This window comes from Thermocatellispora tengchongensis (assembly GCF_014202315.1).
GTDB lineage: Bacteria > Actinomycetota > Actinomycetes > Streptosporangiales > Streptosporangiaceae > Thermocatellispora > Thermocatellispora tengchongensis.
Window position 1 is genome coordinate 170,780 of sequence record NZ_JACHGN010000023.1, and the last position, 14,533, is coordinate 185,312.

General features: G+C 72.3%; 18 protein-coding genes. 4 read left to right on the top strand and 14 right to left on the bottom strand.

The features are described from left to right. Positions 1 to 16: 16 nt before the first annotated feature. The 13 genes from HNP84_RS40425 to rpmG form a co-directional block, all read right to left on the bottom strand. Positions 17 to 1,543, bottom strand: coding sequence for a GMC oxidoreductase (locus tag HNP84_RS40425; RefSeq protein WP_185055355.1), 1,527 nt, complete (start codon positions 1,541 to 1,543; stop codon positions 17 to 19). A 13-nt stretch (positions 1,544 to 1,556) separates the two neighbouring features. Next, positions 1,557 to 1,943, bottom strand: a complete 387-nt coding sequence (locus HNP84_RS40430; RefSeq protein WP_185055356.1) for a C-glycoside deglycosidase beta subunit domain-containing protein — start codon at positions 1,941 to 1,943, stop codon at positions 1,557 to 1,559. Positions 1,944 to 1,987: 44 nt separating this feature from the next. Beyond that, entirely contained in the window at positions 1,988 to 2,989 is a 1,002-nt protein-coding gene (locus tag HNP84_RS40435; RefSeq protein WP_185055357.1) for a sugar phosphate isomerase/epimerase family protein, read from the bottom strand. 106 nt (positions 2,990 to 3,095) lie between these two features. Then, entirely contained in the window at positions 3,096 to 5,579 is a 2,484-nt protein-coding gene (locus tag HNP84_RS40440) for a glycoside hydrolase family 3 protein (protein WP_185055358.1), read from the bottom strand. Then, entirely contained in the window at positions 5,576 to 6,676 is a 1,101-nt protein-coding gene (locus HNP84_RS40445; protein ID WP_185055359.1) for an LLM class flavin-dependent oxidoreductase, read from the bottom strand. Before HNP84_RS40445 ends, HNP84_RS40440 begins: the two co-directional genes overlap by 4 nt. A 55-nt stretch (positions 6,677 to 6,731) precedes the next feature. Then, entirely contained in the window at positions 6,732 to 7,238 is a 507-nt protein-coding gene (locus HNP84_RS40450; RefSeq protein WP_185055360.1) for a flavin reductase family protein, read from the bottom strand. Between the two features lie 138 nt (positions 7,239 to 7,376). Further along, positions 7,377 to 8,036, bottom strand: coding sequence for a TetR/AcrR family transcriptional regulator (locus tag HNP84_RS40455; protein WP_185055361.1), 660 nt, complete (start codon positions 8,034 to 8,036; stop codon positions 7,377 to 7,379). Positions 8,037 to 8,098: 62 nt separating this feature from the next. After that, positions 8,099 to 8,275, bottom strand: coding sequence for a hypothetical protein (locus HNP84_RS40460; protein ID WP_185055362.1), 177 nt, complete (start codon positions 8,273 to 8,275; stop codon positions 8,099 to 8,101). A gap of 141 nt (positions 8,276 to 8,416) precedes the next feature. Continuing rightward, on the bottom strand, positions 8,417 to 8,584 hold the full coding sequence (gene rpmF, locus HNP84_RS40465; RefSeq protein ID WP_185055363.1) for a 50S ribosomal protein L32: 168 nt from the start codon (positions 8,582 to 8,584) through the stop codon (positions 8,417 to 8,419). A 2-nt stretch (positions 8,585 to 8,586) separates the two neighbouring features. Beyond that, on the bottom strand, positions 8,587 to 8,886 hold the full coding sequence (gene rpsN, locus HNP84_RS40470) for a 30S ribosomal protein S14 (RefSeq protein ID WP_185055364.1): 300 nt from the start codon (positions 8,884 to 8,886) through the stop codon (positions 8,587 to 8,589). Further along, positions 8,886 to 9,122, bottom strand: coding sequence for a 50S ribosomal protein L28 (gene rpmB / locus HNP84_RS40475; protein WP_185055365.1), 237 nt, complete (start codon positions 9,120 to 9,122; stop codon positions 8,886 to 8,888). The genes rpsN and rpmB overlap by 1 nt, the downstream gene beginning before the upstream one ends. Beyond that, a complete protein-coding gene (locus HNP84_RS40480; RefSeq protein WP_185055366.1) occupies positions 9,122 to 9,367 on the bottom strand; it encodes a type B 50S ribosomal protein L31 in 246 nt (81 codons plus the stop codon). Before HNP84_RS40480 ends, rpmB begins: the two co-directional genes overlap by 1 nt. Continuing rightward, a complete protein-coding gene (gene rpmG, locus HNP84_RS40485) occupies positions 9,364 to 9,528 on the bottom strand; it encodes a 50S ribosomal protein L33 (protein WP_185055367.1) in 165 nt (54 codons plus the stop codon). The genes HNP84_RS40480 and rpmG overlap by 4 nt, the downstream gene beginning before the upstream one ends. Positions 9,529 to 9,602: 74 nt before the next feature. Here rpmG and HNP84_RS40490 point away from each other — a divergent pair, with 74 nt between their 5' ends. Next, positions 9,603 to 10,745: a CobW family GTP-binding protein gene (locus tag HNP84_RS40490; protein ID WP_312926834.1), complete on the top strand. Its 1,143-nt coding sequence runs from the start codon at positions 9,603 to 9,605 to the stop codon at positions 10,743 to 10,745. Between the two features lie 144 nt (positions 10,746 to 10,889). Here the strand turns inward: HNP84_RS40490 and HNP84_RS40495 are convergent, their stop codons facing one another. Further along, positions 10,890 to 12,491 (bottom strand): DUF1593 domain-containing protein, encoded by a 1,602-nt coding sequence (locus tag HNP84_RS40495; RefSeq protein WP_221337363.1) that lies wholly within the window; start codon positions 12,489 to 12,491, stop codon positions 10,890 to 10,892. Positions 12,492 to 12,989: 498 nt separating this feature from the next. Between HNP84_RS40495 and HNP84_RS40500 the strand changes: the two genes are divergently transcribed. The 3 genes from HNP84_RS40500 to HNP84_RS40510 form a co-directional block, all read left to right on the top strand. Continuing rightward, positions 12,990 to 13,181 (top strand): heavy-metal-associated domain-containing protein, encoded by a 192-nt coding sequence (locus tag HNP84_RS40500; RefSeq protein ID WP_312926835.1) that lies wholly within the window; start codon positions 12,990 to 12,992, stop codon positions 13,179 to 13,181. 176 nt (positions 13,182 to 13,357) lie between these two features. Next, a complete protein-coding gene (locus HNP84_RS40505; RefSeq protein ID WP_185055370.1) occupies positions 13,358 to 14,362 on the top strand; it encodes a DUF8832 domain-containing protein in 1,005 nt (334 codons plus the stop codon). A gap of 28 nt (positions 14,363 to 14,390) precedes the next feature. Further along, positions 14,391 to 14,533, top strand: a 143-nt coding sequence (locus tag HNP84_RS40510) for a cation transporter (protein WP_185055371.1), incomplete at its 3' end; no start/stop codon positions are given.

Genomic DNA, 14,533 nt, shown 5'->3' on the forward strand with positions numbered 1-14,533 from the left:
TTTGACGTGCTTGATGTCACCCTTGCCGCGGGGCGAGGGTATGGCCGATGTGGCGGGCTCCGGCGACGGCCAGCGCCACGGACGTGAGCGTCGGGTTGCAGGCGGTGGAGGTCGGGATGACGCCGTTGCCCGCGACGTAGAGCCCCTGGACGCCCCACACCTGGCCGGTCGGGTCGCAGACCGACGTGCCGTCGTCGCTCGTCCCCATCCGCACCGTGCCCTGATAGTGCAGGGACGCGCCGAGCGCCAGCGTGATCGGCTCGGGGTCCAGCGGCTCGCCCAGCGCGTCGGCGGCCCGGCGGATGGCGGCGCGGGCCGCGGCGAGGGTGGCGTGGTCCCGCTCCGTGAGCCGGTAGTGGATCCGCATCGCGGGCATGCCGTACCCGTCGCGCTCGCGGTCGTCGAAGGCGACGCGGTCGGACGCCCGCAGGTCCTTGGCGCAGAACCAGCCCAGCCCGACGATCGACCCCGGCGCCGGCCGGTCGGCGCCGGGCAGCGGCACCGGGGAGGCGTCGAGCTGCATCACCTGCCCGTGGAAGGGCTCCTCGTCGGTGAACGGCACCCAGCTCACGCCGCTGTGCCGGACGATCTCCGGCCCGCCGTCCGGATCGGCCGCGATCCCGGCCGCCGCCTCGACGTCGCGCAGCCGCACCGCGAAGATGACCTGGGACTGGTCGTTGAGGTACCGGCCGAGCGCGGGCGGCCGCACCCCCGACGCCCACAGCAGTTGCGGCGTGCGCAGGGCGTCGGCGGCGACGACCACCCGCTCGGCGCGCACCTCGTGCTCGGTGCCGTCCCGCTGGTCGCGAACCAGCAGCCCGCGCACCCGGCCGTCCGCCACCCGCACCCGGGTGACCAGGGCTTCCGGGAACAGCGTGTACCGGGGGTTGGCGCGGGTGACGTCGCCGAAGACGACGTCGGCCCCCGACCAGGTGACCCGCCCGTCCTCGTGCCGGTGCACGGCCAGCGGCATGGGCTGCACCTGACGGTCACCCGTACGGCCGGTGTCGAAGGCGGCGCTGAGCCGCTTGCGGACCTCGGCGGCGAACGGCGCGTCGTCGAAGGCGTGGGCGGAGACGCCGAGCAGCCGCTCCGCCTCGGCGAGCAGGTCGTCCAGGCCGGGGAGGAACGGGATGCGCTCGCTGCCGCCGGGGCGCGGGCAGGCGGCCGTCCAGTGCGCGCCCATCCCGCCGACGTTGCTCGACATGGCGACGTTGGGCAGCCCGTCCTCCCCCGGCTGCCGGTAGCCGTCCGGCAGCAGGAAGGTGCCGGCCCTGGCCAGCCGTGGCGCCGCTTCCCCCGCCCCCGCCGGGGCGGGAGCGGACGCCGGTCCCTCCGAACGGCGCTGCGCCCGCGCGCGCTCGGCCGGGTCGGCGATGTTCTTCACATGGACGCCCGGGGGCTCGGCGAGCAGCGGTCCGACCTCGAACGTCGCGATGGTCAGGTCGGGGCGCCGCTCGCTGAGGACGCGCGCGTACGCCGCGCCGCAGGGCCCGCTGCCGACGATGGCGACGTCAACGCGCCCGGGGAAGTTCCTCGTCATCGACGCGTCTCCCTCACGATGCCAGGACGAGCCGCTTGCTGTCGCGCCCGCCGCCGGGCACGGGCATGTAGGAGATCCGCAACCGCACCGAGACGGTGACCTCGTGCTCTCCCGGGGCCAAGGGCTCGTCGGTCTGGAAGGCGAGCTCCGCCCGCTCGCCCATCTCCCAGCGGTCGTGCGTGACGGCCGGGAGCTCGGCGAAGGTGTAGGTGTTGCCGTGGACGGTGAACGTGGTGCGCTCCGGTGGGACGGGGCGCCCGTCGAGGACGAGATCGACGGCCTCGACCATCGACAGGGCCAGGCCGCGGTAGTAGGGCATCCGGACCTCGACACGGCCTCCGGGGCGGCCGTCGTCGCGCACGCGGAAGCCGTCTTCGCAGATGATGTACCGGTCGTACATGGGACTCCTCAGGGGTACGTCGGAACGGCGGGCGGGCGCCCGGGTCAGCGGGTCTCGCCCAGCAGGCGCGCCAGCATCGCCTGCTGGCGGCGGACCTGCTCGACGCTGTCGACCGGGAAGGCGTCCTCGATGTGCCGCTGGCCCTCGTACTCGCTGGAGAGGTGGCCGTCGAAACCGCCCTCGACGAGGACCGCGACGATCTCGTCGTACGGGATGCTGTACTCGACCCCGTCCTCGGTCATCTCGTAGAACTTGGCCTGGATGTGCCCGATGAGCGGCATGTGCGGCAGCATCGTCTTCGGCTCGGTCCAGATGTAGTGGGTCGCCTGGCGGGCCAGGCCGAACTCGACGGGGCCGCCGCCGCGGTAGTTGACGATGTCCATCAGGGCGTGGGTGTCGCCGTGGTCGTCGTAGGTCTTGACGATGTAGTCCACCAGGTCGGGGCGGGCCCCGTCGCGCAGCGCCCGGTCGCTCACCACCCGGGGGAACCGGCGTACGAAGGTGCCCGTGTCCGGCATCAGGCCGAGGGCCGGCGAGCCGGTGCGGTGCATCACCTCAAGGTGTTCCAGGATCCACGGATGCCCGTAGTGGAACGGGGCGTGCACCTCCAGCAGAAGGCGGACGCCGCGCTCCTCGGCGTAGGGCGCGGCGGCGGCCATGACCTCCGGCGGGAAGTTGATGGTCGCCTTGACGATCGGCGCGCCGAGCCGCACCGCGACGTCGATGTCGCGGCGGACGGAGGCCACCTGCTCGTCGTGGCTCAGCCACCGGTCCGGGTGGAGCTTGGTGTCCAGGAACGCGTTGGTGGCCACGGGCGTCAGGCCGTACTTGTCCATCCAGCCGGACCACGTGTCGGCGAACTCGCCGGTGAGGTGGGGGAAGCCCGGGATGGACTGCTCGGGGACGATCTCGATGCCCGGTGCGCCCGTCGCGGCGGTGGCGGCCACGCAGTCTTCGAGGGTCATCGTGCGCAGGAAGTACTCGTGCTGGTAGGAGTACAGGCTCACCGCGCGCCTGATCGTGTGCGGGACGGCTGGGGGCGTCATGTGCTACTGGTCTCCTCTGGTCAGGAGTGGTCACGCCGGCAGCCCGCGGCATGCGGGCCCAGAATAACGGATTTAGAATTTTGATTATCGAATTGTCCGGGCCCGGCTACAGCTCGACGGTCAGGCTGTGCGGCAGCTCCACCGAGGACCGGCCGGCCAGGATCTCGTGCCGGCCCGGGGCGACGGACCAGCCGCCGCCCGCGGTGTCCCAGCGGGCGAAGGCCCGCTCGTCCAGGAGGATCGCCACGTCGGCGCTCTCGCCCGGGTCCAGCCGCACACCGGCGAACCCGGCCAGCCGGACGTCACGCTCACCCGGTCCCCGGACGTACACCTGGACGACCTCCCGGCCGCGGCGCTCGCCGACGTTGGCCACGCTCACCGTGACCTCGACCCGTCCGTCCGCGGTCCGCTCGGCGCGCGCGTCGCGGTGCTCCCACCGGGTGTAGCCGAGGCCCTCGCCGAACGCGAAGCGCGGCCGCAGCCCCGAGCGCCGCAGGTGCCGGTAGCCGATGGGCTCCGTGGCGGTGTAGTCCAGGGCCAGATCGGCGTCCAGGCGCTCGCCCCACGTGGAGCGGTCCTCGTCCCGGCAGGGCACGCTGACCGGCATCCGGCCGGCGGGTTCCAGCTCGCCGTCCAGGACCGCGGCCAGCGCGGTCCCGAAGCCCTGTCCGGGCAGCCAGGCGAACAGCAGCCCGGCGACGTCGTCCGCCCAGGGCGCGTGCACCGGACGCCCGGCGTTGACCACGACGACGGTGCGCGGGTTGACCGCGGCGACCTCGCGGATCAGCTCGGCCTGTTCCGCCGGGAGCGCCGAGGACGCCATGTCGCGGCTCTCCCTGGAGGTCTCCAGCACGTCTCCGACGACCAGCACCACGGCGTCGGCGCCGGCCGCGGCCTCCACCGCGCGCCGCAGCGCGCCCGGCGGCTCGGGCGGCAGGCAGCCGACGGTCAGCGCCTGCACCCGGGCTCCGGGGGAGGTCATCTCGACCACGACGGTGACCGGTACGCCGGCGGTCAGCTCGGCCTCGCCCGGCGTCATCTCGGCACGGGCGACCTGCCCCATGACGTCGTCCACGGCCGGCGCGGGCCGGCGGGCGATCTCCGTACCGTCGATGTACAGCACCGTCTCCCCGGACCCGCCGGCGGCGAAGACGTGCCGGCCGTCCGTCTCCGGGGTGAAGACGGCGGTCAGCCGCAGCGACCCCGGCTCCGTCGTCGGCCCGGCGCCGGGGACCTCCCCGAACCAGATGAAGGCGCTGTCGGCGCGGACCTCACCGAGCACCGGCGCGGCCGAGGCGCCGCGGAAGTGCTCCAGCAGCACGCCGGGCTCGCCGTCGGGGGTGGTGACCGGGAACGCGCCCAGCGGCTCCGGCCGGGTCCTGGGCACGCCCGGCTCGTACACCACCTCGCAGGTGCTCCCGAAGCGGTCGCGTACGGCCTCCCACGGCGTGGCGGCGTGCCCGGCCGGGCGGACACGTCCGAAGGTCGCCCCCTGATAGCAGGGACGGGTGGCGTTCGGCCCGATGACGGCCAGCCGCCGCAGCCGCTCGGGCCGCAGCGGGAGCACCCGGCCCTCGTTCCGCACCAGCGTGAACGAGGCCGCGGCCGCGGCGGTCAGCACCGCCGGCGCCGCCTCGGCCGGCACGTGCTCGCCCGGCGCGCTCACCTCGCGCCCGGACCCGGCGAGGGCGCCGACGCGCCGCGCCAGGCGGAGCAGCCGGATCACCGCGTCATCGACCCGCTCCTGCGGCAGCCGTCCGGCGGCCACCTCCTCGGCCAGCCGCTCCCCCAGGTAGATGGCCGGACCGGGCATCTCCAGGTCGAGACCGGCCAGCGCGGGGGCCAGCGTCTCCTTGACCGCGAAGTAGTCCGAGATCACCAGCCCGTCCCAGGCCCACTCGTCCTTGACGATCGAGATCAGGCCGGCGTGCGCGTTGCAGGCGACGCCGTTGAGCCGGTTGTAGGCGGTCATCACCATCCAGGCGCCGGCGTCGCGCAGCGCCATCTCGAAGGGCCGCAGGTACACCTCGCGGAGGGTCGCCTCGTCCACCGTGGCGCTCATCCGCTGCCGCTCGGTCTCGGTGTCGTTGCACACGAGATGCTTGGGGCAGGACGCCACCCCCTGACTCTGCAGCCCGGCGACGAACGCCGCGCCGAGCCTCCCGGTCAGCAGCGGGTCCTCGGAGAACATCTCGAAGGTCCGCCCCGACAGACCCGTGCGGACCAGGTTGAGATTGGGGGCGTAGACGGCGGCGTAGCCCCGCCGTGCCGCCTCCGAGCCCAGGGCCAGGCCGACCGACCGTACGACGCCGGTGTCCCAGGTCGCGCCCAGGGCCGTGGCGCAGGGCAACAGCAGCGCGGTCTCCCGCTCGTCGAAGGTCGGGCTGACCAGGCCCAGCGGCCCGTCGCCCATCAGCATCGAGGACAGCCCCACCTCGGGGGCGGCCAGGGTGCTCCACCCGCTCTCTCCCGCGGTCAGCCGGGCCCGCCGCCGCGGGTCGAGCCGGGCGACGGCCGCGGCCGGCTCCCGCTCCGGCGTGCCGACCTCCGCGTCTCCCGCCCCCGTCCGGGGCGTCGCCTGCGCCGTCACTTCGACCGGAACCTCGGCATGACCTCCGCCGCGAACAGCTCAAGGGACCGCCTGCCCCATTCCCGGCGCGCCGGCGTGAGAGTGCCGCCGAGGAAGCCGCCGAGGACGTTGCCGATGCCCACGTCCGCGACCTCGCGCAACCGCTCGGTCACCGTCTCCGGGCTGCCCCACAGGCACCACGTCCGCTGCCAGCCGGGCTTGCGGGCGTCATGGACGGGCCCCAGCTCCACGCCGCTGAGCCGTTCGGCCGCCTTGTTGGCGGTGTGCTCCCGCTCCACGGCGGCCTGGTAGAGCTCGATGATCTGCTGGAACTCCTCCTCGGCCTGCTCGTCGGTCGGCGCGACGTGCACGTGCTGGTAGGTGTGGGTCGTCCAGGCCAGCGCCCGGGTCACCAGCTCCTCGGGGTGACCGGCCGCCTCCAGGGCCTCGCGGTACGCCGCGAAGTGCTTGCGCAGGTGGAGCAGGGGCTCGCCGTCGTCGAGCGCCGGCGGCGTGAACGCCGGGATGAAGGCGGGCTGGGCCTGCGCCGCCGCCCGCCGCGTGCTGGCGGGCCGCAGCGCCACCGCCATCATCTGGGGACCGCGCGCCGAGTACGGCGCCGGCACGATGCGGGAGACGACGGCGCCCTTGTAGTGGCCGTTGTCGAAGACGACCGGCTCGTCGTCCTGCCGCTTGGCCCACAGCCGCTCGGCGATCTCCAGGTTGGAGACCGAGAGCTGCTTGCTGTCCTGGTAGTTGACCCCCAGCCCGATCATCTCCTCGGGCGTGGTCCCGCTCCCCGTGCCGACCAGGATCTTGCCGTCGGTCAACTGGTCGATCAGGTTGAGCCGCTCGGCGAAGCGGACCGGGTGGTGCAGGGGAACGGTCTGCACCGAGAACCCGAAGTGCAGCCGGGGCAGCTTCGCCGCGAGGTAGGCGGCGAACATCATCGGGTCGCTCGCCGGGGGCGCGTAGCCGGTGAAGTGGTGATCGGGCAGGAACACGGCGTCGAAACCGAGCCGCTCGGCGTCGACGGCATGCTCGATCATCGCCTGCATGACCGCGCGGTCCTCGTGGGGACCTGCGGAACGGGTGGTGAGAAAGGCGGAGAAGTGCACTACGGCCCTCCTGGGTCGGCCCGGCGGGCACCGGGGGTCGAGGGGGAACGAGGGATCAGCCGGGAGGGAGCGGGGCGCCGTACCCTCCGCGCCAGAACAGCAGCGGTGGCCGGGCCTCGGGAGAGACGCCCAGGTCGCGTACGCGGCCGAGGACCATCTCGTGGTCGCCCGCGGGCAGGACCGTCTCGATGTCGCAGTCCACCCACAGGACCGCCCCCGCCAGCTTCGGACTGCCGGAAACCGCGTCGCCGGCGGCGTGCCGCTCGAACCGGTCCGGCGCCTTGGTGACGAAGGCGCGGCAGACGTCCTCCTGGTCCGCGGCCAGCACGTTGACGCAGAAGCTGCCCACCCGCCGGATCCGAGGCCAGGAGGTGCTGGAGCGGTCCGGCAGGAAACCGACCAGCGGAGGCTCCAGCGACACGGAGGTGAAGGTCCCCACCACCATCGCCACCGGCGTGCCGTCGGCCTCGCGAGCGGTGATCACGGCGACGCCGGTCGGGTAATGGCGGAGCACTCCCCGGAAGTCGGTGGCCACCACGCCACCACCTCCCGAACCGGTCATGATCCCCTCCGGATCAGATTCAGAATATCAATTCTGATTAAACGGTAGAGGTCGGCCCTCCACGACGTCAACCCGCACAGGCGGCGATGTCAGACCGTACGGCGTGATGTGCATCGGGCCGGCCCGGCCGGCTCCCGGTCAGGAGGGGGAGAGCAAGAAGGCCAAGCTCATCTTGGCCACGTCCTCGACCAGCGTGCCCAGGTTGCTGCCCTCGGCGGCCTCGGCCGCCACGTCGAGGGCGAGCGCGCGGGCCAGCACCGCGTAGACGGTGACGAAGCACGAGCCCGCCGCCCGGACGGGGTCGGGATGGCGGATCTCGTCGCCCCGGGTGAGCAACAGCGCGGTGAACCGATCGTAGAGATCCTGGTAGGAGGCCTTGCCCGCGCTCGCCACCGCCGGATCGATCGCCCCGCGCTGCAGGAACGCGCCGAGCACGGCGCCGTTGCGTTCGAGCATGGCCGCCGTCTCCTTGACCAGCGACGGCAGGAGCTGGGCGAGCGGCAGCCCCGCCCACCGCTGCGGATCGGTCAGGGCGAGATGCTCCACGGCCATCCGCTCGTTGAACCGCTCCTGGGCGGCCCGGAGCAGGTCGTCGCGGCCATCGACCCGGGTGTAGATCGACCCGGTGGACACCCCGGAACGCCGGCTCACCTCGGTGATCGTGAACCCGCTGTACCCCTTCTCCGCGAGCAGTTCCAGAGCGGTGTCGAGGACCCGATCGAAGGACCGCTGACTACGTTCCTGAAGGGGAGCACGGACACCGTTCGCCGTCGAGGTTCGCCGCTTCCCAGTAGCCACGGAGCCGATTCTACTGAAGCGCCGACGAAGCCCAGCTTGAGCGACGCCTGCCGGAGGCCGCGTCAGCCGCAGCCGGGCGGGCGGATTCCGGAGGGGCGGTCGCCGGGCGGGCAGCACGCCTGCAGCATCGCCTGCAGCTCGGTCAGCGCCTGGGCGAGTTCCAGCGCTCGTTCGCCTCCAACTCCCTGCGCGGCGTGCACCGCGACGCCCAGCACATCGCCGCCCCGATCGCCGCCCACGCGGGCGGAGCGCTGGCCGCCTACGGCCTGTGACCCGGGTTTCGCCGCCGAGCGGCGCCGACTCCGCGCCCCTGCACTGCCGCCGGGGTCACCGGGCACTCCGCGGGCCTGCCGCCCGCGGATGCCCGGTGACCGAGGGCCTCATTCGATCGTGATCAGTCCTCGCTGGTAGGCGCGCACGAGGCGGCGCGGGACGCGCAGCTCCCGCCCGTTCACGACGATCGGGACCAGGTCGGGCGCGGCGGCCTTCCACTGGCTGCGGCGGTGCCGGGTGTTGCTGCGCGAGGTCCTGCGCTTGGGCACGGCCATGGCTACCAGCTCGCCTTCGTGACGCCGGGCAGCTCGCCGCGGTGGGCCATCTCGCGGAAGCGGATGCGCGACAGGCCGAACCTGGTCAGATGCCCGCGGGGACGGCCGTCCACGGAGTCGCGGTTGCGTACGCGGGTGGCGCTGGCGTCGCGCGGCTGGCGGGACAGCGCCCGCACGGCCTGCGCCCGCTCCTCCGGAGTGCCGGTGCGGACGCGTTCCTTCAGCTCGGCCCGCCTCTCGGCGTAGCGCAGCACCACCGCCTTGCGCCGCTCGTTGGCCACGATCTTGCTCTTCTTGGCCATCAGATCCGCTCCCCCCGCGCCCGCATCTGCGCGACCGCCCTGTCGATGCCGATCCTGTCGATGGTCTTGATCGCCCGTGCGCTGAGCGTGAGCCGGACGTGGCGGCCCTCGCTCTGCAGCCAGTAGCGGCGCTGCTGCAGGTTGGGCTCCCAACGACGGCGGGTGCGGCGGTGGGAGTGGGAGACGTTGTTGCCGAAGACCGGCCTGACCCCGGTGAGCTGGCAGTACGCGGACATCAGGTCCTTCCGTAGCGCTGGTTGAACCGCTCGACGCGGCCGGCGGTGTCCAGGACGCGGTTGCGCCCGGTGTAGAAGGGGTGGCTCGCCGAGGACACATCGACGTCCACGACGGGATAGGTGTTGCCGTCGGTCCACTCGATCGTCTTGTCGCTGGTGATGGTGGACCGGGTGAGGAACGCGTAGCCCGCGCCGGGGTCGCGGAAGACGACCGGGTGGTAGTCGGGGTGGATGCCCTTCCTCATCGTTCCTCCCGGAACAGCACGTGCCGGCGGATGGTCGGGTCGTACTTGCGCAGGGTGAGCCTGTCGGGGGTGTTCCTGCGGTTCTTCCTGGTGACGTAGGTGTATCCGGTGCCGGCCGTGGATCGCAGCTTGATCACGGGACGCACCTCGTTTCTGGCCAAAGCGGGTTCCTTTCCGGTTGCGGAGCTGTGCCATGATAACGAAAACGGTTTTCATATCTACAACTGGAGGCTCAGTGTCCACCCCCGTCGTCCTGGTCGCGGGCCTGCACGCCACGGCCCGTACCGCCACCGTGGAGCGGCTGCTCGCCGCGCACCCGGGATCGCTCGCCGTCCACCACGACCTGAGCGAGGTCTCCCGCGGCCGCGTCCGGCGCACCGTCCGCGACGCGACGCGCGTGCTGGACACGGCCGACGTGCAACTCGCGCACGGCTGCGTCACCTGCACCGTGCGCGAGGACCTTCTGCCCCGGCTCGTCCTGCTGGCCCCCGGTGCGGCGCTGCTGATAGCCGACCTGTGGGACTCGGTGGAGCCCCGATCGGTGGCCGAGGCCATCGACCACGACGACGTCCGCGACAGCCTGCGGCTCAGCGCCGTACTCACCGCCCTCGACGCCGAGGCCATGCCCGACGACCTCACCCGCGGCGACCGCCTCACCGAGGCCGGCAGGCCCGCCTCCGACGGCGACCCGCGCTACCTGGCCGAGGTCTTGGCCCGCCAGATCGAATACCCCACCGGCCTGGTCCTGCACGGCGGCGACCAGGACGACCGGCACCTGTCCGGCGCGATCCTCACCCACCTCGCCCCGCTCACCCCGGCCCACGCCCTCGACTCCCTGCCCGACGTCACCGGCCCTGGCCTGTGCACCGCCGAACTGGCCGAACGTGTCGATCCGGCCACCGCGCAGCTCCCCTGCGACGCCCGGACCGACGAGATCGTCACCACCGTCTGGCGCAGCCGCCGTCCCCTGCACCCCGCCCGCCTGTTCGAGGCCGTGGACGAACTGGTCACCGAGTCCGTCCGCTCCCGCGGCCGCTTCTGGCTGGCCACCCGCCCGGATCGGCTCCTGGCCTGGGACGCCGTCGCCGGGGTCATCTCCGTCGAGGACGCCGGCCCCTGGCTGGCCGCGCTGCCGGAGGCCGCCTGGGACCTGGTCTCCCCGGCCCGGCGCATGGCCGCCGCCCTCGACTGGGAGGCCGGGCACGGCGACCGGGTCCAGCACCTGGTCTTCACCGGCCCGGACCTCGATCCCGCCCGCTTCCACGCCCTGCTCGACTCCTGCCTGCTCACCGAGGCGGAGGAACACGCGGGCCCGGACGCGTGGACCGGTTACGACGACCCCTTCGCCCCCATCCTCGGCATCAAGGAGAACGCGTGAGCGGCGGCGGCCGGGAAGGGAACGTCAGGAGCCGGCGTCCGGCCAGGCGATGACGGCCTTCGAGGACCGGAACGCGAGAGGGGAGACCGGACGCCCGCCCGGTCTCCCCTCTGCCCGTTCTTTCTGGTCGTGAGATGGTCCGGCTCAGCCCTGCACGGTCAGCACGACGCGCTGGTAGGAGGTCAGGGCGGGAGAACCGTCGTCGGTGCTCTGCAGGATGAGGTGGATGGTCTGGCCGGGCGCCGCGTCGTCCGGGACGCGGAAGCGCACCTTGGCCAGGTCGCGTCCGAGCGAGGTCCGGGTGAGCGAGACGGCGCCCGGATAGGTGTCCGCGTCGGTGTACTGCCACCACGTGCCGGTCACCGCGTCCCGGTCGGGATCGCCGGCCCGGCCGACGAGCGTCACCACCTGGCCCCGGCGGACGTCACGGTCGAGCGGCCCGGACACCTTGACGCTCGGCCGGTGGTTCGCGGCGGAGTACCGGGGGGTGACGGTCCACTTCATCCGGGCGGCGAAGTCGCGCTGGGCCGCGCCGAACCAGCGGGCCGAGGCGTAGTCGGTGGACGAGGTCCCGCCGGGGGTGGTGTCGGGCGCGTTCCTGCCGCCCCACCCGCCATAGCTGGCGTCGACATGGCCGCGCAGGCCGTTGTCGAGGAGGTTCATGAAGATCGAGGTGTCTCCCTCGGAGATCCACGACCCCTTCTCCTGGGGCGGGGTCCATACGATGTACCCCATCGCCCTGAGCTGCTCGGCGCTCAGGCCGGAGAAGCCGAAGTAGTCGAAGATGTCGCCGGGGACCATCTGCTCGCCGTCGCCCCAGACCCGGTAGAACTCACCGAACGGCCCGACCTGCGACACGTTCGCCTTCGTCCACGCGGCGGACAGGTATTCGGCGTCCTCGGGCAGGACGGCGCCGCGCGCGCCGTATCCCCAGATCCTGGTGGCCATCTGCCGGAACTCGATATCCGGCCAGTTGGGCTTGATGTAACCGGCGTAGGTGTCGTCCTGGTCGCCGAACGACTGGATGATCGCCTTCTGCGACACCTTCGCGTAAACGGCGGGCCACTGCGGAGTGTTCTCGTACTCGTCCTTGATGGACTTCAGCGCGCGGGCGATCGTGCTCTGGCCCGCGCCGGTGAGCAGGTAGACGGGGCCGGGCCGGTCGTCGAGCAGCGCCCGCCTGATCAGGTCGGACCCGGGAGAGTCCTTGGATATGTCGCCGTCGAACTCGATGTTGCCGTTGAGAATCCGCGATCTCAGCTCACCCGGGTCGGGATACCCGTCGGCGTGCGCCCGCAGGTTCGGGTACACCTTCTCGTAGATGTCCACCGCCTCGTGAATGAAGCGTTCGCCGGGCTTCCAGCGCCATGAGGTGCACGGGCACAGATTGAGCCCGAACCGGGTGTACTCCCGCCCCGGCACGAACCATTTCGTGCCCTTTCCGTCGCCGGCCCAGTGGACCCCGCTGCTGGAATACACCAGCGCTTCGGTGTCGAACTCGTTGCTGTAGAGCAGGTAGCGGATGAGCGTGTTCTGGTCGTCCAGTTCGGGGTCGTGCATGAGAATGACGCGCGGCTTCTCGGCGCCTGCCTGCCGGAACTTCCCGGACTGCGCGGCGGCCGGATCGGCCACGCTGTCGGCCGCCACCGGGGCGGCGGGCGCGAGGCCGCACGCGACGGCGACGGCCAGGGCCGGGACCGCCGTCCGCTTCAGGGGGGTGCGCAGTAACGATGCGGCTTTCTTCATTCGTGCGTCTTTCTTTCGTGGGCCCCGCCTCTTGGTTGCCGTCCCGGATTCAGGGCATGCGTTATCGGCCGATGGCCCGGAATCAGGCGGGCACAAACGCCGGGGAGGCGGCGGAAACCGGCTGTGAATACCTATTCATGCTTGGAGCTTTATTCAGTAACCTGAAATTAACGTGCGCGGACGACGCTTGTCAACGGCGTGGGCGTACCCCCGGAAAGCGGCGGGCGGCACCCGGCGAACCGGCCGGATCGCCGCCCCATGGACCGCAAGCCGCCGCTCGAGACCGGTCCGGCGTGGCGATGGCCGCGCCCGGCGCCCCATCCGCCCTCTTTGCAAACCCCGAGGGGGTATGTTACGTTCTCCCCGGATACCCCGAGGGGGTACCTTCCACGAGATGACGAAAGGCAGCCCATGTGCACCGCATGCTCCTGTGGCACCCGGAACGACGCCGCCACGACCCCGGCCTCGGCGACCGAAGGCCCCGCCCGCACTTACGAGGTGAGCGGCATGACCTGCGGGCACTGCGCATCCTCGGTGTCGGCCGAGATCGGCAAGGTCGGCGGCGTGGGCGACGTCCAGGTGGACCTGGCGTCGGGCAGGGTCACGGTGAGCGGGTCGGGCTTCTCCGATGACGAGATCCGCACCGCCGTGGAGGAGGCCGGCTACAGGCTGGCCGGAGCCGACTCCTGACCGCCTCCCCCTTCGCCGCACAACACCGAAGGCAGGATACCCTACCGGGGTAGGGTAAAAGCGGATCGAGGTGGCGCTCGCCACCGGCCTGCCGGCCGCGCACGCAGCGGTCCCGTAGAACCCGAACTCATCGTCTCCGCCGTCAAGGCGGCCGGATACCAGGTGGTGAACCACCCATGAACACCCCGACCAAGCTCGGCGCCTACGGCCTGGGCCTCCTCGCCGTCTTCGGAGCCGCCCTGGGCGTGGGCAACGCGGTCGGCCCGGTCGGCGCCACGCCGAAGGCCACCAGCCACACCGAGGCCGCCGGGCACACCCAGAGCGAGCAGGCGGCGGGCGGGCACGGCGACGCGCACACCACGAGCGCCGGCCCGCAGCAGGCGGCGCAGGACACCCCCGGAGGGCTCCAGGTCTCGCAGGGCGGCTACACCCTCACCCCGCTCACCGGCGCGATCGAGCCCGATACCCCCACCGAGTACCGGTTCACCGTGACCGGCCCCGACGGCGAGCCGGTGACCGATTACCAGGTCGAGCACGACAAGAAGCTGCATTTCATCGTGGTCTCCCGAGACCTGGGCAGCTTCCAGCACCTGCACCCGGACGAGGCCGGCGGCGGGGTCTGGTCGGTGAGGCTGACGCTGCCCGCCGCCGGCGCGTACCGGGCCTTCGCCGACTTCGTCCCCACCGGCGGCAGCGCCCTGACCCTGGGCACGGATCTGCTGGTGGCGGGCGACTACGAGCCCCAGGCGATCCCGGCCACCACCCGCACGGCGAAGGTGGACGGCTACACCGTCACCCTGGACGGCGACCTGGTCCCCGGGCGGTCGAGCAAGCTCACCCTCAAGGTGAGCAAGGACGGCGAGCCGGTCACGGACCTGCAGCCCTACCTGGGCGCGTACGGGCACCTCGTCGCGCTGCGCGCCGGCGACCTGGCCTACCTGCACGTGCACCCCGACGGCGAGCCGGGCGACGGCACGACCGCGCCGGGCCCGGAGATCGTCTTCTACGCCGAGGCGCCCAGCAGGGGCGACTACCGGCTGTTCCTGGACTTCCAGCACCAGGGCAAGGTCCGCACCGCCGACTTCACCCTCAGCGTCGGCAAGACCGGGGCGATCCCCACGCCCAAGCCCACCGAGACCGGCGAGTCCGACGGGCACGCCGACGACGGACACACGCACTGACCGGCCGGACGCGAAGAAAGGAGAGGTGATGTCCTCCATCACCGGCGAGAAGCCGCACGGCACCGTCGAACTGTCGATCGGCGGCATGACCTGCGCGTCCTGCGCCAACCGGATCGAGCGCAAGCTCAACAAGCTCGACGGCGTGACCGCCACGGTCAACTACGCCACCGA